General features: G+C 60.5%; 30 protein-coding genes. 18 read left to right on the top strand and 12 right to left on the bottom strand.

The genetic code is table 11. From position 1 onward, the window contains the following. The first annotated feature begins 164 nt into the window (after nucleotides 1-164). Nucleotides 165-1,052, top strand: a complete 888-nt coding sequence (gene rhtA / locus D8U61_RS20555; RefSeq protein ID WP_024013655.1) for a threonine/homoserine exporter RhtA — start codon at nucleotides 165-167, stop codon at nucleotides 1,050-1,052. A 169-nt stretch (nucleotides 1,053-1,221) separates the two neighbouring features. Continuing rightward, nucleotides 1,222-1,503, top strand: a complete 282-nt coding sequence (locus D8U61_RS20550; protein ID WP_016770791.1) for a hypothetical protein — start codon at nucleotides 1,222-1,224, stop codon at nucleotides 1,501-1,503. Here the strand turns inward: D8U61_RS20550 and D8U61_RS20545 are convergent, their stop codons facing one another. Continuing rightward, nucleotides 1,504-2,073, bottom strand: coding sequence for a TetR/AcrR family transcriptional regulator (locus D8U61_RS20545; protein ID WP_130927548.1), 570 nt, complete (start codon nucleotides 2,071-2,073; stop codon nucleotides 1,504-1,506). Between the two features lie 91 nt (nucleotides 2,074-2,164). Here D8U61_RS20545 and D8U61_RS20540 point away from each other — a divergent pair, with 91 nt between their 5' ends. Together D8U61_RS20540 and D8U61_RS20535 are read left to right on the top strand one after the other, a co-directional pair. Further along, a complete protein-coding gene (locus D8U61_RS20540) occupies nucleotides 2,165-2,893 on the top strand; it encodes an SDR family oxidoreductase (RefSeq protein WP_130927547.1) in 729 nt (242 codons plus the stop codon). A 42-nt stretch (nucleotides 2,894-2,935) separates the two neighbouring features. Further along, nucleotides 2,936-3,532, top strand: a complete 597-nt coding sequence (locus D8U61_RS20535; RefSeq protein ID WP_130927546.1) for a 2-hydroxychromene-2-carboxylate isomerase — start codon at nucleotides 2,936-2,938, stop codon at nucleotides 3,530-3,532. 44 nt (nucleotides 3,533-3,576) lie between these two features. Here D8U61_RS20535 and D8U61_RS20530 read toward each other — a convergent pair whose 3' ends face one another. From D8U61_RS20530 to D8U61_RS20510, 5 genes are all read right to left on the bottom strand, one after another. Further along, nucleotides 3,577-5,385 carry an aminopeptidase P family protein gene (locus D8U61_RS20530; protein WP_130927545.1) on the bottom strand — a complete coding sequence of 603 codons (1,809 nt, stop codon included), beginning with the start codon at nucleotides 5,383-5,385 and terminating at the stop codon, nucleotides 3,577-3,579. Nucleotides 5,386-5,453: 68 nt separating this feature from the next. Then, nucleotides 5,454-6,620 (bottom strand): aminotransferase class V-fold PLP-dependent enzyme, encoded by a 1,167-nt coding sequence (locus D8U61_RS20525; RefSeq protein WP_130927544.1) that lies wholly within the window; start codon nucleotides 6,618-6,620, stop codon nucleotides 5,454-5,456. Between the two features lie 205 nt (nucleotides 6,621-6,825). After that, nucleotides 6,826-7,440, bottom strand: a complete 615-nt coding sequence (locus tag D8U61_RS20520) for a LysE family translocator (protein ID WP_024013660.1) — start codon at nucleotides 7,438-7,440, stop codon at nucleotides 6,826-6,828. A 101-nt stretch (nucleotides 7,441-7,541) separates the two neighbouring features. Continuing rightward, entirely contained in the window at nucleotides 7,542-7,811 is a 270-nt protein-coding gene (locus D8U61_RS20515; protein WP_016770723.1) for a hypothetical protein, read from the bottom strand. A 101-nt stretch (nucleotides 7,812-7,912) separates the two neighbouring features. Then, complete coding sequence (locus D8U61_RS20510) at nucleotides 7,913-8,275, bottom strand: antibiotic biosynthesis monooxygenase (RefSeq protein ID WP_016770724.1); 363 nt, start codon at nucleotides 8,273-8,275, stop codon at nucleotides 7,913-7,915. A gap of 93 nt (nucleotides 8,276-8,368) precedes the next feature. On the opposite strand from D8U61_RS20510, the gene soxR reads away from it, so the two are divergent. The 10 genes from soxR (at nucleotide 8,369) to D8U61_RS20460 (ending at nucleotide 15,870) form a co-directional block, all read left to right on the top strand. Next, nucleotides 8,369-8,821: a redox-sensitive transcriptional activator SoxR gene (soxR, locus tag D8U61_RS20505; protein WP_071173076.1), complete on the top strand. Its 453-nt coding sequence runs from the start codon at nucleotides 8,369-8,371 to the stop codon at nucleotides 8,819-8,821. A 112-nt stretch (nucleotides 8,822-8,933) separates the two neighbouring features. Next, complete coding sequence (locus D8U61_RS20500) at nucleotides 8,934-9,392, top strand: VOC family protein (protein WP_130927543.1); 459 nt, start codon at nucleotides 8,934-8,936, stop codon at nucleotides 9,390-9,392. A gap of 214 nt (nucleotides 9,393-9,606) precedes the next feature. Continuing rightward, nucleotides 9,607-10,806, top strand: coding sequence for a PepSY domain-containing protein (locus D8U61_RS20495; RefSeq protein WP_016770800.1), 1,200 nt, complete (start codon nucleotides 9,607-9,609; stop codon nucleotides 10,804-10,806). After that, on the top strand, nucleotides 10,803-11,345 hold the full coding sequence (locus D8U61_RS20490; protein WP_125926313.1) for a thiamine pyrophosphate-binding protein: 543 nt from the start codon (nucleotides 10,803-10,805) through the stop codon (nucleotides 11,343-11,345). Before D8U61_RS20495 ends, D8U61_RS20490 begins: the two co-directional genes overlap by 4 nt. Further along, complete coding sequence (locus D8U61_RS20485) at nucleotides 11,342-11,680, top strand: hypothetical protein (protein WP_016770802.1); 339 nt, start codon at nucleotides 11,342-11,344, stop codon at nucleotides 11,678-11,680. Before D8U61_RS20490 ends, D8U61_RS20485 begins: the two co-directional genes overlap by 4 nt. Continuing rightward, complete coding sequence (locus D8U61_RS20480) at nucleotides 11,677-12,252, top strand: DUF6162 family protein (RefSeq protein ID WP_016770803.1); 576 nt, start codon at nucleotides 11,677-11,679, stop codon at nucleotides 12,250-12,252. The genes D8U61_RS20485 and D8U61_RS20480 overlap by 4 nt, the downstream gene beginning before the upstream one ends. A 35-nt stretch (nucleotides 12,253-12,287) precedes the next feature. Next, nucleotides 12,288-13,217 carry a metal ABC transporter substrate-binding protein gene (locus tag D8U61_RS20475; RefSeq protein WP_016770804.1) on the top strand — a complete coding sequence of 310 codons (930 nt, stop codon included), beginning with the start codon at nucleotides 12,288-12,290 and terminating at the stop codon, nucleotides 13,215-13,217. Further along, entirely contained in the window at nucleotides 13,214-14,065 is an 852-nt protein-coding gene (locus D8U61_RS20470; RefSeq protein ID WP_130927542.1) for a metal ABC transporter ATP-binding protein, read from the top strand. Before D8U61_RS20475 ends, D8U61_RS20470 begins: the two co-directional genes overlap by 4 nt. Beyond that, nucleotides 14,065-14,964 (top strand): metal ABC transporter permease, encoded by a 900-nt coding sequence (locus D8U61_RS20465; RefSeq protein ID WP_007917717.1) that lies wholly within the window; start codon nucleotides 14,065-14,067, stop codon nucleotides 14,962-14,964. Before D8U61_RS20470 ends, D8U61_RS20465 begins: the two co-directional genes overlap by 1 nt. Continuing rightward, nucleotides 14,965-15,870, top strand: coding sequence for a zinc ABC transporter substrate-binding protein (locus D8U61_RS20460; RefSeq protein WP_130927541.1), 906 nt, complete (start codon nucleotides 14,965-14,967; stop codon nucleotides 15,868-15,870). A 176-nt stretch (nucleotides 15,871-16,046) separates the two neighbouring features. On the opposite strand, the gene D8U61_RS20455 is transcribed toward D8U61_RS20460, so the two are convergent. The 5 genes from D8U61_RS20455 to D8U61_RS20430 form a co-directional block, all read right to left on the bottom strand. After that, nucleotides 16,047-16,271, bottom strand: coding sequence for an MbtH family protein (locus D8U61_RS20455; RefSeq protein WP_016770808.1), 225 nt, complete (start codon nucleotides 16,269-16,271; stop codon nucleotides 16,047-16,049). An 82-nt stretch (nucleotides 16,272-16,353) separates the two neighbouring features. Beyond that, the gene (locus tag D8U61_RS20450) at nucleotides 16,354-17,766 is read right to left on the bottom strand and encodes an aspartate aminotransferase family protein (protein ID WP_125926317.1); all 1,413 of its coding nucleotides are present in this window, start codon (nucleotides 17,764-17,766) and stop codon (nucleotides 16,354-16,356) included. Nucleotides 17,767-17,872: 106 nt separating this feature from the next. After that, nucleotides 17,873-18,394 carry a GNAT family N-acetyltransferase gene (locus D8U61_RS20445; protein WP_123443498.1) on the bottom strand — a complete coding sequence of 174 codons (522 nt, stop codon included), beginning with the start codon at nucleotides 18,392-18,394 and terminating at the stop codon, nucleotides 17,873-17,875. A gap of 215 nt (nucleotides 18,395-18,609) precedes the next feature. Next, nucleotides 18,610-19,932, bottom strand: a complete 1,323-nt coding sequence (locus D8U61_RS20435) for an ATP-binding protein (protein WP_038860405.1) — start codon at nucleotides 19,930-19,932, stop codon at nucleotides 18,610-18,612. Next, complete coding sequence (locus D8U61_RS20430) at nucleotides 19,932-20,612, bottom strand: response regulator (protein WP_016770812.1); 681 nt, start codon at nucleotides 20,610-20,612, stop codon at nucleotides 19,932-19,934. The genes D8U61_RS20435 and D8U61_RS20430 overlap by 1 nt, the downstream gene beginning before the upstream one ends. A 252-nt stretch (nucleotides 20,613-20,864) precedes the next feature. Here D8U61_RS20430 and D8U61_RS20425 point away from each other — a divergent pair, with 252 nt between their 5' ends. From D8U61_RS20425 to dsbG, 4 genes are all read left to right on the top strand, one after another. Beyond that, on the top strand, nucleotides 20,865-21,557 hold the full coding sequence (locus D8U61_RS20425) for a hypothetical protein (protein WP_130927540.1): 693 nt from the start codon (nucleotides 20,865-20,867) through the stop codon (nucleotides 21,555-21,557). Nucleotides 21,558-21,654: 97 nt separating this feature from the next. Further along, the gene (dsbD, locus tag D8U61_RS20420) at nucleotides 21,655-23,388 is read left to right on the top strand and encodes a protein-disulfide reductase DsbD (RefSeq protein ID WP_130927539.1); all 1,734 of its coding nucleotides are present in this window, start codon (nucleotides 21,655-21,657) and stop codon (nucleotides 23,386-23,388) included. Beyond that, nucleotides 23,388-24,269, top strand: a complete 882-nt coding sequence (locus D8U61_RS20415; protein WP_130927538.1) for a TlpA disulfide reductase family protein — start codon at nucleotides 23,388-23,390, stop codon at nucleotides 24,267-24,269. Before dsbD ends, D8U61_RS20415 begins: the two co-directional genes overlap by 1 nt. Next, a complete protein-coding gene (gene dsbG, locus D8U61_RS20410) occupies nucleotides 24,245-25,015 on the top strand; it encodes a thiol:disulfide interchange protein DsbG (protein WP_130927537.1) in 771 nt (256 codons plus the stop codon). The genes D8U61_RS20415 and dsbG overlap by 25 nt, the downstream gene beginning before the upstream one ends. A gap of 126 nt (nucleotides 25,016-25,141) precedes the next feature. Here dsbG and D8U61_RS20405 read toward each other — a convergent pair whose 3' ends face one another. Continuing rightward, nucleotides 25,142-25,954 (bottom strand): alpha/beta fold hydrolase, encoded by an 813-nt coding sequence (locus D8U61_RS20405; RefSeq protein WP_130927536.1) that lies wholly within the window; start codon nucleotides 25,952-25,954, stop codon nucleotides 25,142-25,144. Between the last annotated feature and the right edge of the window lie 28 nt (nucleotides 25,955-25,982).

Genomic DNA, 25,982 nt, shown 5'->3' with positions numbered 1-25,982 from the left:
GGGGCGAATTATAGACCTCTGGAATCTGCCGTCAACCGTTAATTTCGCTTTTCTTTCAAATCAGCAAAAACGCTTTCTATATATAGACGCGCCCTCATCCAATGCGCAGTATATTGCCCACTACCACAACAATACTGTATTTTTGCCTTGGATGCTGCCGCGCAATGAATGATCAACCTCGCTCCCTTGCTTCCACATTGTTTCCGGTTTGCCTGCTCATGATAGCCATGGCGTCCATCCAGTCGGGCGCTTCTCTGGCCAAAAGCATGTTCCCCATTATCGGCGCACAAGGAACAACCACTCTTCGCTTGATCTTTGCCAGCGTGATCATGCTGCTGATACTGCGCCCATGGCGTGCAAAGCTGACCTCCAAGTCTCTTCGTACCGTCATCGTCTACGGAATGGCATTGGGTGGAATGAACTTCCTCTTTTATATGTCGCTGCGCACAGTGCCGCTGGGCATCGCCGTTGCGCTGGAATTCACCGGCCCTCTGGCTGTAGCTATATATGCCTCTCGCCGCGCCATCGATTTTGTATGGATTGCGCTTGCTGCGGCCGGCTTGCTTCTATTGATACCTACCGGGGCAACCACTGCCGGCATTGATCTGGTCGGAGCGGGTTATGCGCTGGGCGCCGGAGTGTGCTGGGCGCTGTACATTCTGTTCGGGCAAAAGGCCGGCGCCGACAACGGGGTGACGACGGCAGCCCTCGGCGTGATGATCGCCGCGCTGTTCGTGGCGCCGATCGGCATTGTTCATGCCGGCGCTGCGCTGCTTACACCATCGCTGATTCCGATCGCTATCGGCGTCGCCATTCTGTCCACCGCCCTTCCCTATACCCTGGAGATGGTCGCCCTGACGCGTATGCCCGCGCGCACCTTCGGCACGCTCATGAGTATCGAACCGGCCTTCGGAGCACTATCAGGTCTGCTTTTTCTCCAGGAATACCTTTCATTGTCACAATGGCTGGCCATCCTGTGCATTATTCTGGCGTCAGTGGGCGCAACCATGACCATGGGCAGCGGAGCAAAGCCTGCTGTCGCTGCCGACTGAAGCGTAATAGAAAGTGGGGTCTGGTAATTGGCGCTCATTTAGGCCATGTTTAGCTTCGTAACCCATCGCCAGGCATGGATTTTTTTGCAAAGGACGGCACAACGCTGCAAACGCGAGCGAATACAGGCAGACCCGAGCACCAGACTCGTGGCCGCTATTAAGGATGGTAATGAAACGAATTTTGCTATTGATCGCCCTGCTGGCGATCGCGAGTTGCGCAGCGACCTCGGAAACCCAGGTCAAACGCGGCAAGAAGGGGCTGCACATCAACTGTTCCGGACTTTCATCCTCATGGGACAAGTGCTACACCAGCGCCGCCAACTCCTGCGCCCCCAAGGGTTACAAGGTGATCGCCAAATCCGGGGACACCGTCGAAGAACCTGGCGATTATCCGTTCGGCTTGAACCCCGCCGGTTATACCAGCCGCAGCATGATCGTCATCTGCAAATAACTACTCGGCTCGCGGCAAAGCGAGCTGACGTGTAATTTCCTCGTGACTCGAGCGCAACACCGTACGCTGCACGTCTGGTGTTGCCAGCATCCGCGCGACCACCAATGCGCCCACGCATTGCGACAGCACCGACCAGGCCAGACTCTCGCTTTCCAGTATCTCGGCCCAGCCCCGCTGAAGACGGCAGATCCAGTTTTCAGCCTGCTCACGCACCTGTACATCGGCACGGGCAATCTCCGCGCCCAATGTCGGCAGCGCGCAACCGGCCTCGGGTTGCTCGACGTGGGCCATGCTCAGGTACTGCTTCAGACAACGCTCCAGCCGCTGCCGATCTGCACCGCCCTGGCCACCAAGGCGCTCAAGACTTTCACTCAACTCTCGCTCGACGATGGCAGCGAACAACGCATCCTTGGATGAAAAGTGGCTGTAGAACGCGGCGCCACTCAAACCGATGGCTTTCATCAGGCCATCCACGCCCACCGTGGAAAACCCCGATTTCTTTGCCGACAGCGCGCTGCTTTGCAGCAATCGTTCGCGGGTTTCCGATTTGTGTCCGGCCGAATAACGCATGTCATCTCCTGAAGTAGATCGCCTTGACGCTGCCCGAATCCTAGCATAACGTTCGTTAACTAAACGATCGTTAACCCAAAGGGATTCACCCATGAATAACAAGAAGGTCGTGTTGGTTGTCGGGGCCGGTGATGCCACGGGCGGGGACATTGCCAAGCGCTTTGCCAGTGAGGGATTTATAGCCTGTGTGACCCGGCGCAGCGCCGACAAATTGCAGCCTCTGGTTGACGCAATCATCGCTGATGGCGGTGAGGCCCATGGTTTTGCCTGCGATGCGCGCAAGGAAGATGACGTCATCGCCTTGATCGAAGACATCGAAACCCGCGTCGGCCCGATCGAGGCCTTTGTCTTCAACATCGGCGCCAACGTGCCCTGCAGCATTCTCGAAGAAACCGCGCGCAAATATTTCAAGATCTGGGAGATGGCCTGCTTCTCCGGTTTTCTCAATGCCCGTGAAGTGGCCAAGCGCATGGTCACTCGGCAGCGCGGCACGATTCTATTCACTGGTGCCACGGCCGGGCTGCGCGGTGCTTCTGGATTTGCCGCTTTCGCTGGAGCCAAACATGGCATCCGCGCACTGGCGCAAAGCATGGCGAGAGAGTTGGGGCCGATGAACATTCATGTCGCCCACGTCGTAGTTGATGGTGCGATCGATACCGACTTCATCCGCAACAGCTTTCCCGAGAAATATGCGACCAAGGATCAGGACGGCATTCTCGATCCAGAGCACATCGCCGAAAACTATTGGTATCTGCACAGTCAGCCACGGGATGCCTGGACCTTTGAGCTGGACCTGCGCCCATGGAACGAACGCTGGTAAGCCCTCCCCCCCTCATTACAACAATAAGAGAGCGATTTGATCATGACGAAAACCGTGGAATTCTATTTCGACCTCGGCAGCCCCACCACCTATCTGGCGCACACCCAGCTAGCGAAAATCTGCGCCGATACCCAGAGCGAACTGATCTACATCCCGATGCTGTTGGGTGGCGTGTTCAAAGCCACCGGCAACGCTTCGCCGGCAATGATTCCGGCCAAGGGCCGCTACATGTTTCAGGACCTCGATCGCTTCGCCAAACGCTACGGCGTACAGCTCAGATTCAATCCGCACTTTCCAATCAACACGCTGATATTGATGCGTGCCGTCACTGGCATGCAGATGCGCCAGCCGCAGCGTTTCGCCGAATTCGTCGATTGCCTGTTCAGGGCGCTTTGGGTTGAAGGCCGTAACCTCAACGATCCGCAAGCCATTGCCGCCGTGTTGACTGAAAACGGCTTCGACCCCCAAGAGATAATGGCGCTGACCAATGATGAATCAGTAAAAGCCGCACTCAAGGAAAACACCGAAGCCGCCATCAAGCGCGGCGTTTTCGGTGCCCCAAGCATGTTCATTGGCGATCAGTTGTTCTTCGGTCAGGATCGACTCGACTTCCTGGAAGAGGCATTGCGCCCGGATTGAAGCCGAGACCCAAGGCACCGCGAGCGGCGCCTTGGGTAAATCGATCAAATGGCCACGGTGCGCTCGTTCAGCCAGCTCAGCGCCGCGCCATCCAGCAACGGGCTCAGACGCTCGCGTACTTCACTGTGATAAGCATTGAGCCACTGCTTTTCTTCCTGAGTCAGCAGGTCAGCAATCAGGCAGCGAGTATCGATCGGGCACAGCGTCAGGGTTTCGAACTTGAGGAAGTCGCCGAATTCGCTGCTGCCGGCCTCGCGATTCATCGCCAGGTTCTCGATGCGCACGCCCCAGCGGCCCGGGCGATAAGTGCCGGGTTCGATCGAGGTAATCATCCCCGGCTGCATCGCCGTCTGCGGTGCCGGTGCCGCTTGATAAGCGATCACTTGCGGACCTTCGTGAACGTTGAGGAAATAGCCAACGCCATGACCGGTGCCGTGACCGTAGTCGACGTTGTCAGCCCAGATCGGCGCACGAGCGATGGCGTCGAGCAGCGGCGACAGGATGCCTTTCGGGAATCGTGCCCGCGACAGCGCAATCACGCCTTTCAACACGCGCGTGCAGTCCTGTTTCTGCTCCTGCGTCGGCGTACCCACCGGGACCATGCGCGTGATGTCTGTGGTACCGCCAAGGTATTGGCCACCGGAGTCGATGAGCAACAGACCATCACCCTCGATCACCGCATGCTCTTCTTCGGTAGCGTGATAGTGCGGCATCGCGCCATTGGCGTTGAATGCGGCAATGGTGTTGAAGCTCAGCGAAACATAATCGGGGCGACGTTCACGGGCAGCGGTAAGTTTCTCGTCGATGGTCAGTTCGGTGATGCGCTCGCGCCCCCATGCCGATTCCAGCCAGGCAAAGAATTCGCACAACGCCGCGCCATCCTGCTCCATGGCTTTACGGATGTGCTGAGCGTCGGCCTCGCTTTTCTGCGATTTGGCCAGCGTGGTCGGGTTGAGGCCCTCGACCAGTTTCACGCCACTGTCCAGATGATCCAGCAAACCTGTGGTCACTCGTGCCGGGTCGACCAGCAGGCTCTCGCCACTCGGCACCGCACGTAATGCATCGGCCACTTCGCTGTAGTCACGCAGCGTCACGCCATTCTGCTCGAGCACGGCGCGCAGATCGGCATCGACCTTGCTCAGCGCCACGAACAGCGTGGCTTGCTGCTGATTGATCAAGGCGAACGAAACAAACACCGGGTTGAACGAGACGTCACCACCGCGCAGGTTGAACAGCCAGGCAATGTCATCCAGGGTGGCGATGAAATGCCAGTCAGCACCGCGCTCTTGCAAGGTTTCGCGCAGTTTCGCCAGTTTCTCGCCACGGCTGACGGTCGCTTGCGGCGGCAGATGCTGATAGATCGGCGCGTTCGGCAGGCTCGGGCGATCACGCCAGACTTCCTCCAACAGGTCGGTATCGGTGCGCAGGCGAGCGCCGCGTACTTCAAGTTTGCTGCTCAGCGTGCGCGCCGAAGCCACCGCCATTACCGCGCCATCCACCGCAACCACGCCGCCCTCGGGGGTATGCTCGGCCAGCCAGTCCAGCGGGCTCGGTTGCCCCGGTTGCAGCTTGACCAGTTCGATGCCGCTGCCGTTGAGCTCTTTCGTCGCCTGTTCCCAGTAACGACTGTCGGCCCACACGCCGGCGAAATCCGCAGTGACGATCAGCGTACCGACCGAACCGTGGAAACCCGACAGCCATTGCCGGCCCTGCCAGTAACCCGGCAGGTATTCCGAAAGATGCGGGTCGGCGGAAGGCACCAGCAGCGCATGGATGCCTTCGCGGCGCATCAGTTCACGGGTATGCGCCAGGCGCTGAGGCACCGATCCTTCGGTCAAGGTGTGGGAACTCATCATGTCTCCTGCTAATCGCGTCATCGTAATTGTTCGTAGCCTTCGCGGCCATGGAAAGCATCTGCTGTTTAGAGCCCTGCCGCCCAGAATGCCGGGGCACTGGCACAGGCGGTGGTGATCAGGTCAACGGCCTTGTCGACATCCTCGACGGTGGTAAACCGCCCGAGGCTCAAGCGAATGGTGCGCCCCGCCAGCCGCGCATCGTGTCCGAGCGCGAGCAGCACGTGGGACGGCGCATTACTTGCGGAATTACACGCCGACGTCGCGGAAAACGCGATCGAATGGCTCAATGCGGCGCTGTTGAACTCGCCCTCGCTGAAGGTCAGGCTCAGGGTGTGCGGAATACGTTGCGAGGCACTGCCATTAAGGCGCACGCCGGGCAACTTCAAAAGCTGTTCGAGCAAGCGTTCGCGCAAAGCGATGATGGATTTTTTCTCTTCATCGAATGCGTCGGCGGCCAAAGCGAAAGCAGCGCCCATCCCGGCAATCTGATGAGTCGCCAGGGTTCCGGAGCGCAGGCCACCTTCATGACCGCCGCCGTGGATCTGTGCCTGCAAGCGTTGCTGCGCCTGCGGGCCGACATACAAGGCGCCGATGCCCTTGGGGCCGTAGAGTTTGTGTGCGGAAAACGACATCAGATCCACCGGCCAGCGGCTCAGCTCGATCGCGACTTTGCCCGCGCCTTGCGCCGCATCAACATGAAACAACGCCTGCCGACTGCCCACCACTTCGCCAATCGCCTCGACATCGTTGACCGTGCCCAACTCGTTGTTGACCAGCATCAGCGAGACCAGAAAGGTGTCGTCACGCATCGCTTCGCTGACCGCTTGCGGCGTGATCAAGCCTTGGGCGTCCGGCACCAGATAGGTCACGGCAATGCCCGAGTCCTGCAATTGCCGCGCGGTGTCGAGAATGGCCTTGTGTTCGATCTTACTGGTAATGATATGGCCGCCGGGAATGCCACGGGCCTGAGCGACGCCTTTGAGGGCGAGGTTGTTGGATTCGGTGGCCCCGGAGGTCCAGACAATCTGCTCAGGCTGCGCGCCGACCAGATCGGCAACTTGCCGGCGCGCCTGCTCGACCGTCTGCCGGGCCTGCTGGCCGAAAGCGTGGGAGCTGGACGCCGGGTTACCAAAGTTACCGTGAAAACCCAGACATTCGATCATCACCTGGATGACCCGCTCGTCCACCGGGGTGGTGGCGGCGTAATCGAAATACAACGGACGTGTGTTCATAAAGGACTCGCAGAGCGTGTTCCGGGATCAGGAGGCTCGTGTCTGCAAACGACAATGCACAGCCTCGTGAGCTGTGCATGGGTTCGAGAGCGTCATCAATACCTGATCGGATGCCGTTAAAGAAGTAGGGCTTCATTTAAAAGTGCGTAGGAACGCTCCTGAAACCGAGCTTAACAGGCATCGGGCCGGCGATTGAAGCAATGCGTCAGTGAAAGCTTTCCAGAAGTAACGGATACAGCGAGATCACCAACAGCGCCGCCATGCCCCAATTGAACACGCGCAACCAGCGCGGATCTTTCAGCACATTGCGCAACAGCGTGCCGCACGCCGCCCACAGGCCGACACTGGGCAGATTGATGATGGCGAACACCGCCGCGATGATCACGACGTTATAGAAGTAACCCTGCATCGGCGTGTACGTGCTGATGGCACCGATGGCCATGATCCACGCCTTGGGATTGACCCATTGGAACGCCGCGGCGCCCAGATAGCTGATCGGTTTCGCCTCGCCGTGGGCACTGTCGCCGACCGGGCCGGAGTGGGCGATTTTCCACGCCAGATACAACAAATACGCCGCGCCGACATAACGCAGCACCGTATACAGAATCGGATAGGCCTGAAACACGGCGCCAAGGCCGAAGCCCACCGCTACCACCAACAGGAAGAAGCCGCAGCTGATGCCGAGCATGTGCGGAATGGTGCGGTTGAAACCGAAATTCACTCCGGACGCCAGCAACATGGTGTTGTTCGGCCCCGGTGTGATAGAGGTGACAAGGGCAAACAGGGCAAAGCCCAACAGCAGATCAAGCGAGAGGTTCATCGAGGCAGTCCATCCAGGGTCATTCAGCTGTTGACCCTATCCCACACGGCCCGGCAAACCCACGGACAGTTAGGGAAAACTTCAAGCAGTACAGTTTGCTTTCAGCTTGGACGACCGTGCAGCTGTATGGCACGTTCGGCGCTCATCTCACCCTGTTGGTCGAAGCCGAAAGTCTTCTGCGGCTGGCCGAGCAATTGGGCTTTTTTCGCGTGGTATTCGTCGAACGACAAGCCGCTGCGGTTCAGCGCTTCCAGCGCCAGTTCGCGGGATTCTTCAGCGGTGTATGGGCGCAGCTCTGGCGAAACATGGCCGGCACAACCGGCGAGTACGGAAACAGCGAGCATCAGCGAAACAGTCAGTAAACGGTTCATGGGAGCGTCCTGGCGAGCAATGTGGGGTCGATGGAGAAAGGCTACGCCCGGGCACGCTCGCGCAGAAATCAACGCTCTCAATAGTGGCTATCAGCTTTGCGCTAATACTGGCTGACCGGCAAACGGCAGTGCAGCGCGTCGTCGTGGCTGCGGGCAATGCTGCTGTGCACCTGGAACGAATTGAAGGTCACGGTTTTCGCCCGATGGGTGCGGATCAATTGCCAGAAATCCTCCTCGCCGCTTTCGAAACTGCGAAACGCCGCCTCCCCCGCTTCGCGGCTCTGCCATTGCAAAAAGCTCAGCACGCGGCGGCCGTCGTCGCTGGCCTGCACGCTGGCGCTGAGAAACCCGTCGTAACGCTGGGCCAGCCCCTCGGTCTGCGTGGCCAACGCCGAGACCAGCGCCGCTTGCTGACGGGGTTCGATTTCGAATTCGATCAATTGGGTAAAGCTGCGATTGCTCATGGAAAGCCCCCACTTATGTTGAAGCGAGCCTTGCGACCCGAAGAGCTGCAGGGTAAAACCTCTAGTTAAGTCAAGGTCAAGAGTATTTTCCGCATGATCAGCAAGGAGCGGGTGCACAAGCCTCTCACCGTGGGCGAGGTTGCGGCGCGCAGTGGCGTCGCGGTCACCGCGCTGCATTTTTATGAAGCCAAAGGTTTGATCAAGAGTGAGCGCAATGCCGGCAACCAGCGCCGCTATCCGCGCGCCGTCCTGCGCCGGGTGGCGTTGATCAAAGTCGCGCAACGGCTGGGGATACCGCTGGCGGAAATCGGCGAAGCGCTGAAGATCCTGCCGCAGGATCGCGCGCCGTCGGCGGCGGACTGGAAAATGCTGTCTGAACAATGGCAGCGCGAGCTCGATGAACGGATCAGGCAACTTACGCTGATGCGCGATCAGCTCACCGGGTGCATCGGCTGCGGCTGTCTGTCCATGGAGGCGTGTCCGTTACGCAATAAAGGCGACATGCTCGGTGACCGAGGGCCAGGCCCGCACTTTCGCGATGAGTGATGATTGCTGCTCGTCGGCGGAAAATCTGTGCAGTAAGGACGGTTCTATAGTGATTGCTCCGGGTAAATCCGGTGTAACCACATCTGTTGAAAACAAAAACAGGGAGAACGTCATGAGCGTCAAACCCATTCCCGAGGGGTATCACAGCATTACCCCGTATCTCGGCATCCAACAGGCTGCCGAGGCCATCGAGTTCTACAAGAAAGCCTTCAACGCCAGCGAAGTGATGCGCCTGACCATGCCCGACGGCACCATCGGCCATGCCGAGCTGCGCATTGGCGACAGCGCGATCATGCTTGGCACGCCTTGCGATCAGGGGCCGCTGAGCAATCCGCAGCAGGCAGTGTCGATCGGCTTGCACCTGTATGTCACCGATGTCGACCAAGCCTTTCAACAGGCGCTGGATGCAGGGGCGCAAAGCGTCTCCGAGATCAAAGACCAGTTTTACGGTGATCGCAGCGGCACGCTGAGAGATCCGTTCGGCCATCTGTGGTTTCTCGCCACGCACAAGGAGGATCTGAGCGAAGAGCAGATTCGCCAGCGTGCGATGGAGATGTTCAGCCAACGCTGAGGGCTTTTTGCTTGGGATCAACCGGCAAAAAGGCACTGCCGATGTAATTGCGAAACATTTACTTTCATATCCGCTTTCGGGATTTTCTTCGCTCATCCGTCTTATAGGAATGCAGGCCGTTCGCGTAGGCAAAAGCCACGAACGGCCTCCCGGGGAGTTCCGTGCTGCGAAGCCCGTAGCCCGGCCCCTTCCACCGCAATCAAGACGCGCAATCATGTCGAAGAAATCCCGTTCCAAACTGTGGTTCCTGGTGCATAGCTGGCTGGCGTTGCCGATCTGGTTCTTTGTATTGATCGTCTGTGTCACCGGCACGCTGGCAGTGGTCAGCCAGGAGATTGTCTGGCTGGCCAACCCGCAAATGCGCGCCAGTCAGCCGTCGGACGATGCGCCGCGACTTAGCTACGACCAGATTCTCGCCGCGATCAAACAAGCCGAGCCGCAAACCCTCGTGCAGAGCATCAATCGTCCGGACGAGTCGCACTTTGCCCTCGATGTCGAAGTCAGCTACCCCGACGGGCGCTCGTTGACGGTCTACGTCAATCCGTACACCGGGGTCATTCAGGGCACCGCGCCGGCCTTCGATTTCAAGGCGTTCACCCGCGCCCTGCATGGCTGGTGGCTGGTGCCGTTCACCAATGGCTACAGCTGGGGCTGGTATCTGGTGTCGCTGCTCGGCGTGCCGATGCTGGTGTCGCTGATTACCGGGCTGGTGGTGTACAAGCGCTTCTGGAAAGGTTTCCTGCGCCCTACACTGCGCGTGCGCCACGGCGCGCGGATTTTCTGGGGCGACTTTCATCGCCTGTGCGGCATCTGGTCAATCTGGTTCATCGCGGTGATTTCCATCACCGGCATCTGGTTCCTGATCAAGGCGATCCTGTTCGATAACCAGATTTCCATTTCCAGCGAACCGATCATTCCGGCGATGTCCCGCGAAAGTGTGCCGATCTCGGCCGCCGGCACCCCGCCGCCGCGTATCAGCCTGGATCGCGCCATCGAAATCGCCCAGCAGAAGATTCCGGGCCTGGAAGCCAGCTACGTCAACCTGCCGGGCAATGCCTACTCGCACATGAGCGTCAGCGGCCGTGGCTGGTATCCGCTGATGTATCAGACCGCGACTCTCAACCCGTACAACGGCGAAATGGCCTCCTCACGGTTGCTGTCCGATCGGTCCTCGCTGGAATTCGTCACCGAATCCATGCGCCCGCTGCACACCGGCGACTTCGGCGGCATCTGGATCAAATTGATCTGGTTCTTCTTCGGTCTGTTGCTGAGCATGATGATTCTCAGCGGCCTGCTGATCTGGACCAAGCGCACCGCCTTGGCCACCGCCAATGCGCTGAAACGCGAGGACAAGAAAAACCGCGTCACCGCTCAACCGGCGCTGCGCCGTGAACCTTCGGAGGCGAGCCTGTGAACAAAGCCATCTCGGTCACACCGCCCTCGCGCCTGTCGCGTTTCTGGCACAAGTGGCGTTTCCACATCAATGTCCTGCTGTTGCTGATCCCGCTGGGCTTCATGCCGAAATACTTTGCCGATGCTTCGCTGTTTCGCGGCGACAGTGGCCTGGGCCAGCGTGAAATAGGCACCGTTGAGGTTGGCCCGTGGAGCCTGCGCCTGGCCGAACTGCGTGACGAGGCGCCGCACCTGAGCGGTCCGGCCGGCTATATGAAGGATTTCACTGCCGCCGTTTGTGATACCTGCGTCGAACAGGTCAAGGCTACTTACCTGCGCATCGGCAAGCCGCGCAGTCTGCGCGCCGCTGGCACGATCTTCTTCGGTACGCCTTATCGCATGGGCACGCAAATGCCGATCCCGGCAAAGACCAAACCTGACGCCGAGCTGTGGATCACCATGGAAGGCTGGGACGGCAGCATGCACCAGGCAGCGATTCCCCTGAGCCAAGCCTCCCCCGCTACGGTTGCGTGGCTGAACAAACAAGGAGCCAAACCATGACTCGCTCACCCCTTCAGACCCGTTTGCTCGCCAGCGCCGCGCTGCTGCTGAGCGCCGGTTTCAGCGCCAGCGCCCTGGCGCACAACCCGATGTGCGAATGCAAAGCCATCGATGCCGAACAGATCAAATGCACCGGCGGTTTTTCCGACGGCAGCGGCGCGCCGGGGGTGACCCTCGACGTGATCGGCTACGACGAAACCATTCTGGTGCCGGGCAAATTGGGTGATGACTCGACGCTGACGTTCAAGAAACCCGGCAGCGAGTTCTATGTGCTATTCGATGCCGGCCCAGGCCACGTTGTGGAAATCGACCAGGCGGATATCGAAGCCCCATGAGTAGCCCGACGACGCAAGTGGTACGCCCGGCCGGCGCCGGTCATGAAACCCTCAATGTGCTGCTGTTGTGCCTGCTGATCCTCGCGGTCGCCGGATCGGTGGTGGCGTGGCGCGGGGTTTCCCATGAACCGGAGCCGGTCGCGAGCAACCAGTACGACGCCCGCCGCGATCTCAGCGCCGCCGAGCAAGGCATTTATGCCGACCTGCGCGTGACCCTCGACGAAATCCGCTTGTTGCGCGAAGAGCAAAAAGCCCTGCCGACGCCACAAATGCTCGCCGACGAAGGCTTTGCGCCGTTCGCGCAGGACGCCAGTTCGGTCAGCCGTGGCGGTCACGCATGGCAGATGCTCGCCGAACGCGCCTATTTCGGCCGTAGTGCGACGCCTGATGTCGCCGGTTCATTTCTGATGCGTGTCGGCACTGACGCCAACGCGGCGCCGGACATCTGGCTCAAGCGCAGCGCCGATCCCGCGCCTGCTGAAGATCTGTCTGACGCCGCGCTGTCCGCCGCTGGCTGGAAACAGATCGTCGCGCAATTCGATGCCGGGGTTACCCGCGAACATCGCCATTGATTCCTCGCCTTTATCCGAGAGAAGACTGCTTGCCCATGTCCATTTCATCTCCTCGCCGTCCCTTGTTACGCCTGTTTCTGCTTGGCCTGTGCGCCTGCCTGCTGAGCCCGTTGGCCAGCGCCGAGCAAGGCAAACGCCTGCGTATCGGCATCACTCTGCATCCGTATTACAGCTACGTCGCCAACATCGTCGGCGACAAGGCCGAAGTGGTGCCGCTGATTCCTGCGGGCTTCAATCCGCACGCCTACGAACCGCGCGCCGAAGACATCAAGCGCATCAGCGGACTGGACGTGATCGTGCTCAACGGCGTCGGTCATGACGACTTCGCCGACCGGATGATCGCCGCCAGCGAAACACCCAACGTCAAAACCATCGAAGCCAACGAGAACGTGCCATTGCTGGCGGCCACCGGTGTCGCTGCGCGCGGCGCCGGCAAAGTGGTCAATCCGCACACGTTCCTGTCGATCAGCGCCTCCATCGCCCAAGTCAACAATATCGCCCGCGAGCTGGGCAAGATCGATCCGGACAACGCCAAGATCTACACGCAAAACGCGCGCGCCTATGGCAAACGCCTGCGGCAGATGCGCGCCGACGCTTTGGCCAAACTGACCCAGGCACCGAACGCCGAACTGCGCGTGGCCACAGTGCATGCGGCTTACGACTATCTTTTGCGCGAATTCGGTCTGGAAGTGACGGCCGTGGTCGAGCCGGCCCACGGCATCGAGCCAAGCCCGAGTCAGCTGAAAAAGACCATCGACCAGTTGCGTGAACTCGACGTCAAAGTGATCTTCTCGGAGATGGATTTCCCCTCCAGCTACGTCGACACCATTCAGCGCGAATCCGGGGTGAAGCTGTACCCGCTGTCGCACATTTCCTACGGCGAATACACCGCCGACAAGTACGAAAAGGAAATGACCGGCAACCTCAACACCGTGGTTCGGGCGATTCAGGAGTCGGGGGCATGACGTCGAAAGAAACCCTGATCCCTGACAGCACCAATAACCCGGTGGGAGCGAGCCTGCTCGCGAAGGCGCCGGATCAGCCAACATCTTCGTTAAATGACACATCGCATTCGCGAGCAGGCTCGCTCCCACAGGGAAAAAACGGGCCGGCGCTGGAGTTTGCGGATATCAGCCTGACCTTGGGGCGCACGACGATTCTCGACAAGGTCAGCTTTCAGGTGCAGCCCGGCAGCGTGCATGCGCTGGTCGGCCCCAACGGCGGTGGCAAGAGTTCGCTGATCAAGACCCTGCTCGGGCAGATGCCGCATCAGGGCCAGCTCAGCCTGCACTGGCCCGGCGAGCCCGGCACCATTGGTTACGTCCCGCAGGCGCTGGAGTTCGATCGCGGCTTGCCGATGACCGTCGACGATTTCATGGCCGCCATGTGTCAACGCCGTCCGGCCTTTCTCGGTTTGAGCAAACACTACGCCGGCGCCATCGGCGAGGCACTGGAGCGCGTCGGCATGCAGGACAAGCGCAAGCGGCGCATGGGCGCGCTGTCCGGCGGCGAGCGGCAGCGGGTGCTGCTCGCGCAGGGTTTGATTCCGGCGCCGCAACTGCTGGTGCTCGACGAGCCGATGTCGGCCCTCGATGAGGCCGGGATCCAGGTGTTCGAACGCCTGCTGACTGACTGGCGCGCGGCGGGCATCACGGTGTTGTGGATCGAACATGACCTGGAAGCGGTAGGTCGGCTGGCCGATCGGGTTACCGGTCTCAACCGCCGCGTGCTGTTCGATGCCACACCGCAACAGGCGCTGACTCCGGAACGTCTGCTGACGCTGTTTTCCACCCATCCACGGAGCGCGGTCTGATGAGCTACGAAGCCTTTCGTTTGATGGTCCAGGGTTGGGCATCGTCAGGTTATCTGCCCGAGGCGCTGGCCTACGGCTTTGTCGTCAACGCCCTGCTCGCCGGCCTGCTGATCGGCCCGGTGCTGGGCGGGCTCGGCACGCTGGTGGTGGTCAAGCGCTTCGCGTTCTTTTCCGAAGCAGTCGGCCATGCCGCGTTGACCGGTGTCGCCATCGGCATCCTGCTCGGCGAACCCTACACCGGCCCGTACGGCAGCCTGTTCGGTTACTGCTTGCTGTTCGGCATCCTGCTCAATTACCTGCGCAACCGCACCGGACTGGCACCGGATACGCTGATCGGCGTGTTTCTCTCGGTGTCACTGGCACTGGGCGCGAGCCTGCTGCTGATTCTCGCCGGCAAGATCAACGTGCACATTCTGGAAAACGTGCTGTTCGGTTCGGTATTGACCGTCAACGGCAATGATCTGGCGGTGCTGGCCATCGTCGGTTCGCTGGTCATGGCCCTCGCCCTGCCGCTGTACAACCGCATCATGCTCGCCAGTTTCAATCCGCAACTGGCGGCGGTGCGTGGCGTAGCGGTGAAGACCCTGGATTACCTGTTCGTGATCCTGGTGACCTTGATCACCGTCGCGGCAGTGAAGGTGATTGGCGCGATTCTGGTCGGTGCCTTGCTGGTGATTCCTGCGGCAGCGGCGCGCTTGCTCAGTCAGTCACTGAAAGGGTTTTTCTGGTGCTCGGTGCTGATCGCTACCGTCAGCACCCTGTGCGGGATTCTTGCGCCAATCGTGTTCGACCTGCCGATCCCGTCCGGCGCTGCGATCATTCTGGTCGCCGGCATCGCTTTCGCCCTCGCCGCCATTGCGCGCGGCGTCGTCCCCAGCCTGAAAGGGAACCTTGGATAAATGGCTTTTTCATTGCGTAACCTGACTCTGGCCATGGCCCTGTGTGGCGTGGTCTGCACTCCGTTGATGGCGGCTGAAACTGCGAAACCGTTACGCGTTCTGGCCTCGTTACCGATCACCTATGGATTGGGCGAAGCATTGCTCAAGGGTACCGACGTCAAACTTGAACGTGCGGCGCCGGCCAACCTGCCCGGCAGCCGCCAGACCGCGTATTTCACCGGCCGTGGCGCTCCGGCGCTGAGCAAACTGGCCACCGACGCGGACGCGGTAATCGGTCTGCGTTCGCTGTGGGCCGATGATCCGCTGTACCCGATCGCGCGCCGTAGCAACATCCGTATCGTCGAAGTCGACGCTGCGCGCCCGGTCGACGGCGCCCTGCCCGGCATCGCCGTGCAGCCGGGCCTGCAGGTTGATGGCCTGAACAGTCAGCCATGGCTGGCGAGCAACAACATGGGGCGCATGGCCGATGTGATGGCCGCAGACCTGGTGCGCCTGGCACCGAGCGCCAAGCCTGCAATCGAAGCCAACCTGGCGGCGTTGAAACAGCGTTTGCTGAAACTCAGCGCGGACACCGAAGCGCGTCTGGCCGAAGCGGACAACCTGAGCGTGATGAGCCTGAGCGATCACTTCGGCTATCTGATTGGCAGCCTCAACCTTGAACTGGCCGGACAGGATGCGCGTCCCGATGCCGATTGGACCCCAGAGGAGTTGAAGAAGCTGACAGCGACGCTCAAGGACAATGACGTGGCGGTGGTGCTGCACCATCGCCAGCCCGCGGAGCCGGTGAAAGCGGCGATTGCCGGATCCGGCAGCCGCCTGGTGGTGTTGAGTACCGATGCGGCGGATCCGCTGGCGGAGCTGGAGGGGAATGTGGATTTGTTGCTCAAGGGGTTGAGCGGAGCGTAGTTTTAGTAAGTCCGCGTTATCGTTCTTCGCGAGCAGGCTCGCTCCCACAGGGGATCGCATTTCAATTGTGGGAGCGAGCCTGCTCGCGAAGAGGCCCGCACCCACAACGTCACTCTCCAGACATGAAAAAACCCGCTGACCATCACTGGTCCAGCGGGTTTCTTTTGCCCGGTCGCTTATTGCGCCGCGACTTGCGCATCCATCTTCTGGCGCAGGCTCAATGGGCGCATGTCGGTCCAGACTTCTTCGATATAGGCCAGGCATTCCTTTTTCAGGCCGCTCTTGCCCACGGTGCGCCAGCCTTGCGGCACAGCTTTGTAATCGGGCCAGATCGAATATTGCTCTTCGTGGTTGACCACGACCTGAAAGAGGATGTCCTCGCGGTCGAATACTGACGTCATGCTGGTTCTCCATCGTTGTAAGGGCGGCTGCACAAAGAATGCAGCCGGGTATGTAGAAAGAACGTTCGCCGCGCGGAAAAATTTACAGCGCGGTGGTGGCAGCGGCCAATGCGCGACCGAAGATCTCGGCCACCCGGTCGATTTCCGCGGCAGTGATCACCAGCGGCGGCAGGAAGCGCACCACTGCGCCATGGCGACCGCCCAGCTCCAGAATCAGGCCACGCTTGAGGCATTCACGCTGGACCAGCGGCGCCAGACGCGCAAACGCTGGCGGATGACCGAGCGCGTCGGGCGCGCCGTTCGGGTCGACCAGTTCAACGCCGAGCATCAGGCCACGCCCACGAATATCGCCCAGCTGCGGGAAGTCGCGTTGCAGGATGTGCAGATGCTCGCTGAGTCGATCACCCATGGCGGCTGCGTGCTCGCAAACCTTGTGCTCCACCAGATAGCGCATCACCGCTGAACCGGCGGCCATGGCCATCTGATTGCCGCGGAACGTGCCGGCATGGGCGCCCGGTTGCCAAGTGTCGAGCCAGTCGCGGTACACCACCACCGCCAACGGCAGGCTGCCACCGATAGCTTTGGACAGTACAACCACATCCGGAACGATATCCGCGTGTTCAAAGGCAAACATCTTGCCGGTACGGGCGAAACCGCTCTGGATCTCATCAACGATCAACGCCACACCGGCCTTCTCGGTAATCCGGCGCAAGCCGCGCAACCACTCGATGTCCGCCGGTATCACGCCGCCCTCGCCCTGCACCGCCTCGACAATGACCGCCGCCGGCAATTGCACCCCGGCCTCGGGATCGTTGAGCAGGCTTTCCAGATAACTCAGATTGGCGTTGACGCCCGCTGCGCCGCCGAGACCGAACGGGCAGCGGTAGTCGTAGGGAAAGGGCATGAACTGCACGCCGTTGCTGAGCAAGGCACCCAGTGGTTTTTTCGGCCCCAGGCTGCCCATCAGGCTCAACGCCCCCTGACTCATGCCGTGGTAACCGCCGGAAAATGACAGCACGGTGCTGCGCCCGGTTGCGGTGCGCACCAGTTTCAGCGCTGCTTCCACGGCGTCGGTGCCGGTCGGGCCGCAGAACTGGATCTTCGCTTGCGCCGCCAGCTCTGTCGGCAGCAGCCCGAACAGGTCCTGGACGAATTGATCCTTGACCGGCGTAGTCAGGTCGAGGGTGTGCAGCGGCAACTCATCGGCCAGCACTTGCTGGATCGCCTCGATCACCACCGGGTGGTTATGCCCCAGCGCCAGCGTGCCGGCTCCAGCCAGGCAGTCGATGAATGTACGTCCTTCAACATCCTCGACATACAAGCCCTTGGCACGCTTGAGCGCCAAGGGAATACGCCGAGGGTAACTGCGCGCGTTGGACTCCTGCCGGCTCTGCCGCGCCAACAACGGTGATTCGTTGAATTCGAACAACGTTTCCGCCGGCGCCGAGGCGACCCGGGCCGACGACGCTTCGATAAGACTGGTGGCGACTGACATCTCTCGACCCCTCAATTCGCTATGGATAGTGACCAGAACAGCACACCGACAGGTGCGCGTTCCGGTCGCGGGGCGCACTTGCAGGTTTTCCTGTTCTGGAAACGCTTCAGCGCGGTTCGGATTTACACCCTTGATCGAGTTGTCCGGCCGGTGAGGACAAAGGTTTGCGCAGCGGCACGGTTTGCAAGCCGTTGGAAAGACCGGGTGGCGCTGCCTGTTGGTAACCCAGGTGCCGATAGAACCCCTCGGCGGTGCGGGTGCTGTTGAGGTGAGCATTGCGCACACCGCGAACCCGCAACCAGCCTTCGACATTCTGCATCAGCGCCCGGCCGACGCCTCGGCGGAAGGATTCCGGCTGGACGTAACACAGCAGGATTTCGCCACTGACCCGGGCCATGCCGACACCGACCGGTTTGTCATCAAGCAAAGCGACGCAGAGATAGAAATGTGGGTCGGCGAGCCGGCTACTGATGAAATCGGCGGAGGAGCGGTTGAGCCAGTGGTTGACCAGAAGCGGATGGTTGCGGTGATCGAGTGCACATCCGATGCGGATCGAGCGCTCGACTATACGGTTGATGATGCCGGTGTCGGCCAGGGTGGCCGAACGTACGCAGACGGGTGCTTCCATGGCGCAGTTCCCTCAATCCATTGAGTCAAAGCTGGGTTGACCTTAGCCCCAACCCTGGCGGATAGCGAACGCCGAGAAGTTACATTTGATGTGCCAGAACATGGTTTTTTGTGGGAGCGAGCCTGCTTGCGAAAGCGTCGGACCAGTCAACGTCGATGTTGAGTGAGTTACCGCATTCGTGAGCAGGCTCGCTCCCACAGGGGTCTGAGGTGAGATCAGAGGGTTTGCAACGGCATGGTCAGTTCGACCCGCAAGCCATCCGGGCGGCTGTCGAAATGCAGGGCGCAGTCACAGCGCTGAACAATCGCCTGGACAATCGCCAGACCCAGCCCGCAGCCGGTGCTCTGCCCGTTGCGCCAGAAGCGTTGGGTCAGATGCTGCAAATCATCCGGCGCAATGCCCGGGCCATGGTCACGCACGACAAAACGCACGCGATTGCCGATGTTTTCCAGATGGACCTCGACCGCGCAATCTTCAGGCGTATGGCGCAGGGCGTTGTCGAGCAGGTTACGCAGTGCAGCAATCGCCAGCACAGCAGGCATTTGCAGCGGTGCGGCGGACAGGTCGTCCGGCACGTGCAGTTTGATCCGCAGCCGTTCACCGCCAGTGGCGTCCTGAATCGCCAGTCGGGCCACTTGCTCGGCGCTGCATTGCGAGCCGTCATCGAACGACAGGCTGCCTTCGACCCGCGCCAGCAACAGCAACTGTTCAAGGGTGCGGTGCAAGCGATCGGCGCCCTCCTCGGCGCGGGCCAGCGACTGATCGCGGGCACTGCCATCGGTCATGCGCGCGACTTGCAGGTGGGTCTTGATCGCCGTCAGCGGACTGCGCAGTTCATGCGCGGCGTCACCGGTCAGGCGACGTTCACGCTCGATGGTCTTGCCGATGCGCTGGAACAATTGATTCTGGGTTTCCAGCAACGGCTTCAATTCGCTGGGAAACGCCTGCAACTGCAATGGCTCAAGGGAATCGGCATTGCGCCGCATCAGCGCCTCGCGCAGACGATTGAGTGGTGCAAGACCCTGACCGATGCCCAGCCACAGCAGGCACAGGCAACCCAGCAAGGCCACACCGACCGGCACCGAAGCGGCGAGCAGAATCGACATGTTCAAGGCTTCGCGTTCGATCTGCCGATCCGCCGTAGTGATGCGCACATCGCCCCGGGCCAGGGTGAAACTGCGCCACGGTGCGCCGTCGATCATTTGATCGTGGAAGCCCATTTTCTCGGCTTCCAGCGCTTGCTCGGGGTTGTTGTGGCTTCGCGCGAGAATCTCGCCGCGCAATGAGCTGACCTGACAGGCCATGCCGCCGGGAATGTTCAGCTGTTCAGCACTGAAGTGGGTGCCCTCGCCCTTGCTCGGCAGCGTCGGCAATTGCTCAAGCAAACCGGCGACCATGCGCGCCGAAGCGACCAGTCGCTGGTCGAGGGAGAACATCATCTGATTGCGCAGATCGCTTAGCATCCACGCCGCCGCCAGCGCCCAGATCAGCGCGAAGGCAGCGCCGAGCGTCAGACTCAGGCGCAGGCGCAGACTCATCACTTGCCTTGCTCTCCGCCATCGGCAGGCCCGAGGCGATAGCCCAGACCACGCACGGTTTCGACGATGCCTTTGCCAAGCTTGCTGCGCAGATGATGGATATGCACGTTCAGTGCGTTGCTTTCCAGTTCGTCGTTGAAGCCGTAGACGCTGTCCTTCAGTTGCTCGGTGGACAGCACCCGGCCGCGATTGTGCAGCAATGCCTGCAACAGCGACTGCTCGCGGCGCGACAGGTCCACCGGTTGCCCGGCGAGGCGGGTTTCGCGGCTGCTCGGGTCGTAAGTAAGCGCGCCATGCTCGATCAGATTGACACTGCGCCCGGCCACTCGGCGCAACAGGGTTTGCAGGCGAGCGAACAGTTCGCGCAGGTCGAAAGGCTTGAGCAGGTAGTCGTCAGCGCCGGCCTGCAGACCGTCGACACGATCGGTCACCGAGTCACGGGCAGTGAGGATGAGAACCGGGATTTCCAGGCCGCTCTGCCGCAATTGCTGGAGCAACTTTAGGCCATCTTCGTCGGGCAACCCGAGATCGAGAACCATCACGTCGAATTCGGCGACCTTGAGCATCGCCCGCGCCTTGGACGCGGTGTTGACGTGCTCGACGGTCAGGCCCTGTGCCTTGAGCCCGGCGACGATGCCGCTGGCGATCAGCTCATCGTCTTCGCAAACCAGTACGTGCATAGGGGCTCCGGAAATAAAAAGGCGAGTGAAGCAGGCAAGGATTAAGGGGCAATTATGGCGGCACACGGCGACTTCGCAAAGCTGCACGAAAATACGGTCAGGTTGTCGCATCCCAGCAACCGACGCGAGCCTGCCATGCAAACTTTATTATCCCGTTACCCATCCGGAAACAATTCCAGCCTTTATCGCCAACGCAACTTCATCTAGCTTCAACTGGCAACTTCAACCCCGCACTTAAATGGACTTTCAAACATGACCAACTTGAATAACTTTGTTGCCATAGACTGGCGTTCCGGCCCTGATCGAATTTATTTTTTCTTCAAGGACACCGATACCTATTCGCGCTTTGATCTTGGCGACAATAGTATCCCGTCCAATTATCCAACCGCCACGGCAGGCAACTGGGACAACTTCGCCCCGTATACCAAAGATCTGCGCTTTGGCTTGACTACCACTTCCTTCGGCTGGAACGCCGGAAGTGACGAGGATATTGCCTGGCTTTTCTTCTATGACGGAACAACTCCGATGGTCTGCAAATACGATCAGGACAGCGATAAAGTTGCCGCCTTCTACAAGGTAGCCGACTCGGTATGGAAGCCGATTCTTCCATATTTTGACAAGATCATCGCCGGCACCTGGTTTCAACTGACCGGCCACCCTTTCCTGTTTCGATTCATCCTCGATGACGGCCACTACTTGTCTTTCGACTACAAGGCCAAGACCGTCAAGTACAACCGTTTCGGCGAATATCAGCTGGGCGCGCTGAAACCTTACAAGGACCGGATAATCACCGCGGCGCAGAATGACCGGACATTTGCAGACAGTTACTGGTATATCTTCCTGACCAACAATCAGTACCTCACTTACAACATTCAGTCCGACCGACTCGTTGCCGGCCCCAGAACCATTGATGACGGTAATTGGCCCGGCCTGCTGCGTGGCTGATTGGTCAATCCCGGCGAGCCTAGTAGGATAGGGTTAATTATCGGTTAATCGCCGCCGCCCATCCTGCACCCCACTTGCACAGGGACAAGGCTCCTCCATGCGTCATTTTTTTCTTCTGTTTGCTCTACTGGTTTCCGGTCTGGCTCAGGCCGGAAACAATCCGTTCGAGTCCAAGCCGGACTTTTTACCCGTCGACAGGGCATTCGTACTCACCTCCGAGCGTCTGGACTCGGGCGAAACCCAGCTGTTCTGGCAGATCACCGACGGTTACTACCTGTATCAGAAACGTTTGAAATTCGACGGACTGGCCGCCGATCAGCAGCCGGTGTTGCCTGAAGGCGAATCCCACAGCGATGAGTTTTTCGGCGAGCAGCCGGTGTACCGCCAAGGCCTGGAAGTGAAAATCCCGGCAGCGGCCAGCGGTCAGATCAAGGTCAGTTATCAGGGCTGCGCCGATGCCGGTCTGTGCTATCCACCGCAAACCCGGGTGATTGACCTGGCTGGCAAAGCCGCAGCAACAACAGGCGCTGAAGCCCCGGATCAGGCTTTGGCCAGCAGTCTGCAACAACGGGCGCTGGGCTGGAGTCTGCTGGTGTTCTTCGGACTCGGCCTGCTGTTGGCGTTTACCCCGTGTTCGCTGCCGATGCTGCCGATTCTCGCCGGGATGATCGTCGGCAGTGGCGCCACACCACGGCGCGGGTTTGCCTTGGCCAGCAGCTACGTGATCTGCATGGCACTGGTGTATGCGGCGATGGGCGTGATTGCTGCGCTGCTCGGTGCGAACCTGCAGGCGTGGTTGCAGAATCCTTGGTTGCTCGGTGCGTTTGCCGCCATTTTCGTGGTGCTGGCATTGCCGATGTTCGGCTTCTTCGAGCTGCAACTGCCGGTGGCCCTGCGTGATCGTCTTGAACATGCGTCGCGCAGCCGCAGCGGCGGCAGCCTGATCGGCGCCGGCGTGCTGGGCGCATTGTCCGGTCTGTTGGTCGGGCCGTGCATGACCGCGCCACTGGCCGGCGCGCTGCTGTACATCGCGCAGAGCGGTAACGCGTTGCACGGCGGTCTGATTCTGTTTGCACTGGGCATCGGCATCGGTGTGCCGCTGTTGCTGCTGGTCACCGTGGGCAACCGCTTCCTGCCAAAACCCGGGGCGTGGATGAATCTGCTCAAGGGCATATTCGGCTTCCTCTTTCTTGCCACTGCATTGTTGATGCTGCGCCCGGTACTGGACCCGTCGTTGTGGTTGGGGCTGTGTGGTGCACTGCTGTTGATCGCCGCTTACAGCGCCTGGAAACAATCCGCAGGGTTTGGCCGCGTCGCGCAGATGTTTGGCGCCCTGTCCTTGTTGCTCGGTTTGTGGGGCAGCTTGTTGGTGATCGGTGCGGCGGGCGGCAGCGAAGATCCGTATCAGCCATTGCAGGTCTACAGCGCCGGCCCTGTCGCCAGCGCGGCGCCGACGGGTCACGATGCCTTCAGCACAATCAAGGAACCGGCGGCACTGCAACGCGAACTCGACGCGGCCAAGGCTCAAGGCCAGTGGGTACTGCTCGATTACTACGCCGACTGGTGCGTGTCGTGCAAGGTCATGGAGAAGAAGGTGTTCGGTGAGGCCAAAGTCATGCAGGCCCTGAGCGATGTGCGCCTGCTGCGCCTGGATGTGACCGCCGACAACGCTGCCAGCCGTGAGCTGCTCAGTCGCTATAAAGTGCCGGGGCCGCCGACGTTCATCTGGATCGGCGCTGACGGCGAAGAACGCCGCAGCCAGCGCATCACCGGCGAGGTCGATGCCGACACCTTCCTGCAACGCTGGTCCGCCACCCGAGATGCCAACTGATGCTGACGTTCACCCTCGGCACCTTCGCCATCGCGCTCAACCACCTGCTGCTGATCAGTGCTCTGGCGCTGGCGACATTTGTCGGCTGGCGGGTGGCCAAGCGCGGCGGCGATAACCCCGAGTCGGCGCTGTTCAGCCTGTTTTTGCTGGGCATGCTCGCGGCGCGCGTTGCGTTTGTCGCGCTGTACTGGTCGCACTATCGCAATGACCCGTGGCAGATCATCGATCTGCGCGACGGCGGTTTCCTCGCTTGGCCCGGAGTGATCGTGCTGCTGCTGGCGGCGTTGTATCGCGGCTGGCGCCGGCCCGCTTTGCGTCGACCGTTGGGTTTCGGCGTGGTCAGTGGCGTGGCGTTCTGGCTGCTTGCCAGCCTGTCGCTGAATATCTACGAACAGGGTACGCGGCTGCCGGATATATCCCTGCGCAACGCCGCTGGCGAAACCATCAAGCTCAGTGAGTATCAGGGCGGGCCGCTGGTGATCAACCTGTGGGCGACCTGGTGCCCGCCGTGCCGGCGAGAAATGCCGGTGCTGGAGAATGCCCAGCAACAGCGCCCTGACCTGACATTTCTGTTCGTCAATCAGGCCGAAAGCATGCAAAGCGTGGCGACGTTCCTGGAAACCCAGGGCCTGAGCCTGAACAACGTGCTGTTCGACCCCCGCGGCCGTCTCGGTCAGGCCGTGGGTTCCATGGCGTTACCGACTACGCTGTTCTATAGCCCGGACGGTCGCTTGCTGACCAGTCACCTCGGTGAACTGTCGAACGCCAGCCTCGCCCGCGCCCTGGAAACCTTCGACACTTCGCCTTCAAGCCCGAATCAGGCCGTTGCCCCGGCCAACTCTGCAAGGAAACTGCCATGCCCCGCCTCCGCCACCTGCTGACGCTGACCCTGGGCACTGCCCTGCTGCACTTGCCGTCGGTACAGGCTGCTGAAGAACTGCCTGCGGCGATCAAAAAGATCGAAGCCAAGGGCGCGAAAATCGTCGGCCAGTTCGACGCCCCCGACGGCCTGCGCGGGTACGCCGCGCAATATCAGAATCGCGGCATGGCGCTGTACCTGACCCCGGACGGCAAGCATGTCGTGGTGGGTAACCTGTACGACGCCGACGGCAAGGACCTGAGCAGCGAGCCTTTGCAGAAACTGGTCTACGCGCCGATGTCCAAGGAAGTCTGGGCCAAGTTCGAGGCGAGCAACTGGATTCAGGACGGCAACAAGGATGCACCGCGCACGGTGTACCTGTTCAGCGATCCGAACTGCCCGTACTGCAACATGTTCTGGGAACAGGCGCGGCCATGGGTCAAGGCCGGCAAAGTGCAGTTGCGCCACATCATGGTCGGCATCATCCGCGAAGACAGCCCGGGCAAATCAGCCGCGCTGCTGGCGGCGAAAGACCCGGCCAAGGCCCTGCAAGATCATGAGAGCGCCGGTAAGGGCAGCGCCCTCAAGGCGTTGAAAGACATTCCGGTCGCCGTGCAAACCAAACTCGCGGCGAACATGCAGTTGATGGAAGACCTCGAACTGCAAGCCACCCCGGCGATTTTCTATATGGATGACAAAGGCGAACTGCAACAACAGCAAGGCGCGCCTTCGCCGGACAAGCTGGTGAAGATTCTCGGGCCTAAGTAGTTTTTTCATCGCTTGGACCGGCCCTTTCGCGAGCAGGCTCGCTCCCGCAGTTGACTCCATTCCCTCAGCCAGAATGCGATTAACTGTGGGAGCGAGCCTGCTCGCGAAGCAAGCTCACTCGGTGTGTCAGTTGCGCTCGGCCAGAAACGCCAGCAGTGCCTCAGTGACAAACTCGGGATTCTCCAGATTGGAGATATGCCCCGCCTCCGGTACCAGCACGCACGGGCAACCAATCAATTCAGCCATTTCCCGGGCTTCCGAGGGTGGCCGTGGTTTGTCCTGATCGCCGCACAGCACCAGTGTCGTCTCCGAGTTCAGCTCGCCCAGGCGTGGCAACAGGTCGTCGCGGCCAAACGTGATGCGGCCCATCGGCACGATGCTTTCGCGCAAACGCTCGGGCGAGTAGCCCTGCAGTTTTGCGCGGAAGCCCTGATACAGCGCCGACTGCGGGTCGATGCCCGGGCGGAAGAAGATTGGCACAACGATGTCGAGCAATTGTTCGGAGATGGTGCCGCTGTCTTCGATCTGCTTGAACAACGAGAAGTAATACTGCCGGGTCGGTTCCGGCTCGACGCCGACGTAGGTGTCCATCAGCACCAGACCGTTGAGACGTTGCGGTGCGGACAGTGCCAGGCGCACGCCCCACATGCCGCCGACCGAAAGCCCGACGAGGGTGACGTGGTCGATGTCCAGATGATCAAGCAAGGCCTGCGCCTGTCGGGCGATGTCATCCAGCGATGTCGTGCCTTCAGGTAACTTGCCGGACTCGCCATGGCCCCACAGATCCAGGGCGATGACGCGATAGTGCGGGGTCAGCGCGGCGATCTGCGGCGCCCACATCGCTTGATCCCAGAGATAACTGCCGGCCAGCAACACGGCGGGGCCGGTGCCTTGATCAATGTAGTGCAGTGCTTGTCCGTCAACCGTGAAAAAGGGCATCGACCACCTCCGCGAGAAAAAACAGAAC

The sequence above is a fragment of the Pseudomonas sp. Sample_14 genome (assembly GCF_004307515.1).
GTDB classification, from domain to species: domain Bacteria; phylum Pseudomonadota; class Gammaproteobacteria; order Pseudomonadales; family Pseudomonadaceae; genus Aquipseudomonas; species Aquipseudomonas atacamensis.
This window is presented reverse-complemented; position numbering and strand designations above follow the sequence as displayed.

Bases quoted from the DNA above. Each gene is read 5' to 3' on its own strand.
- D8U61_RS20425 (WP_130927540.1), top strand. From the start codon at position 20,865: ATGACCAACTTGAATAACTTTGTTGCCATAGACTGGCGTTCCGGCCCT.
- D8U61_RS20485 (WP_016770802.1), top strand. From the start codon at position 11,342: ATGACTCGCTCACCCCTTCAGACCCGTTTGCTCGCCAGCGCCGCGCTG.
- D8U61_RS20445 (WP_123443498.1), bottom strand. From the start codon at position 18,394: ATGGAAGCACCCGTCTGCGTACGTTCGGCCACCCTGGCCGACACCGGC.
- D8U61_RS20510 (WP_016770724.1), bottom strand. From the start codon at position 8,275: ATGAGCAATCGCAGCTTTACCCAATTGATCGAATTCGAAATCGAACCC.
- D8U61_RS20405 (WP_130927536.1), bottom strand. From the start codon at position 25,954: ATGCCCTTTTTCACGGTTGACGGACAAGCACTGCACTACATTGATCAA.
- dsbD (WP_130927539.1), top strand. From the start codon at position 21,655: ATGCGTCATTTTTTTCTTCTGTTTGCTCTACTGGTTTCCGGTCTGGCT.
- D8U61_RS20475 (WP_016770804.1), top strand. From the start codon at position 12,288: ATGTCCATTTCATCTCCTCGCCGTCCCTTGTTACGCCTGTTTCTGCTT.
- rhtA (WP_024013655.1), top strand. From the start codon at position 165: ATGAATGATCAACCTCGCTCCCTTGCTTCCACATTGTTTCCGGTTTGC.
- D8U61_RS20540 (WP_130927547.1), top strand. From the start codon at position 2,165: ATGAATAACAAGAAGGTCGTGTTGGTTGTCGGGGCCGGTGATGCCACG.
- D8U61_RS20515 (WP_016770723.1), bottom strand. From the start codon at position 7,811: ATGAACCGTTTACTGACTGTTTCGCTGATGCTCGCTGTTTCCGTACTC.
- D8U61_RS20550 (WP_016770791.1), top strand. From the start codon at position 1,222: ATGAAACGAATTTTGCTATTGATCGCCCTGCTGGCGATCGCGAGTTGC.
- D8U61_RS20430 (WP_016770812.1), bottom strand. From the start codon at position 20,612: ATGCACGTACTGGTTTGCGAAGACGATGAGCTGATCGCCAGCGGCATC.
- D8U61_RS20415 (WP_130927538.1), top strand. From the start codon at position 23,388: ATGCTGACGTTCACCCTCGGCACCTTCGCCATCGCGCTCAACCACCTG.
- D8U61_RS20455 (WP_016770808.1), bottom strand. From the start codon at position 16,271: ATGACGTCAGTATTCGACCGCGAGGACATCCTCTTTCAGGTCGTGGTC.
- D8U61_RS20520 (WP_024013660.1), bottom strand. From the start codon at position 7,440: ATGAACCTCTCGCTTGATCTGCTGTTGGGCTTTGCCCTGTTTGCCCTT.
- D8U61_RS20495 (WP_016770800.1), top strand. From the start codon at position 9,607: ATGTCGAAGAAATCCCGTTCCAAACTGTGGTTCCTGGTGCATAGCTGG.
- D8U61_RS20500 (WP_130927543.1), top strand. From the start codon at position 8,934: ATGAGCGTCAAACCCATTCCCGAGGGGTATCACAGCATTACCCCGTAT.
- D8U61_RS20465 (WP_007917717.1), top strand. From the start codon at position 14,065: ATGAGCTACGAAGCCTTTCGTTTGATGGTCCAGGGTTGGGCATCGTCA.
- D8U61_RS20480 (WP_016770803.1), top strand. From the start codon at position 11,677: ATGAGTAGCCCGACGACGCAAGTGGTACGCCCGGCCGGCGCCGGTCAT.
- D8U61_RS20460 (WP_130927541.1), top strand. From the start codon at position 14,965: ATGGCTTTTTCATTGCGTAACCTGACTCTGGCCATGGCCCTGTGTGGC.
- D8U61_RS20450 (WP_125926317.1), bottom strand. From the start codon at position 17,766: ATGTCAGTCGCCACCAGTCTTATCGAAGCGTCGTCGGCCCGGGTCGCC.
- soxR (WP_071173076.1), top strand. From the start codon at position 8,369: ATGATCAGCAAGGAGCGGGTGCACAAGCCTCTCACCGTGGGCGAGGTT.
- D8U61_RS20535 (WP_130927546.1), top strand. From the start codon at position 2,936: ATGACGAAAACCGTGGAATTCTATTTCGACCTCGGCAGCCCCACCACC.
- D8U61_RS20525 (WP_130927544.1), bottom strand. From the start codon at position 6,620: ATGAACACACGTCCGTTGTATTTCGATTACGCCGCCACCACCCCGGTG.
- dsbG (WP_130927537.1), top strand. From the start codon at position 24,245: ATGCCCCGCCTCCGCCACCTGCTGACGCTGACCCTGGGCACTGCCCTG.
- D8U61_RS20545 (WP_130927548.1), bottom strand. From the start codon at position 2,073: ATGCGTTATTCGGCCGGACACAAATCGGAAACCCGCGAACGATTGCTG.
- D8U61_RS20470 (WP_130927542.1), top strand. From the start codon at position 13,214: ATGACGTCGAAAGAAACCCTGATCCCTGACAGCACCAATAACCCGGTG.
- D8U61_RS20530 (WP_130927545.1), bottom strand. From the start codon at position 5,385: ATGAGTTCCCACACCTTGACCGAAGGATCGGTGCCTCAGCGCCTGGCG.
- D8U61_RS20435 (WP_038860405.1), bottom strand. From the start codon at position 19,932: ATGAGTCTGCGCCTGCGCCTGAGTCTGACGCTCGGCGCTGCCTTCGCG.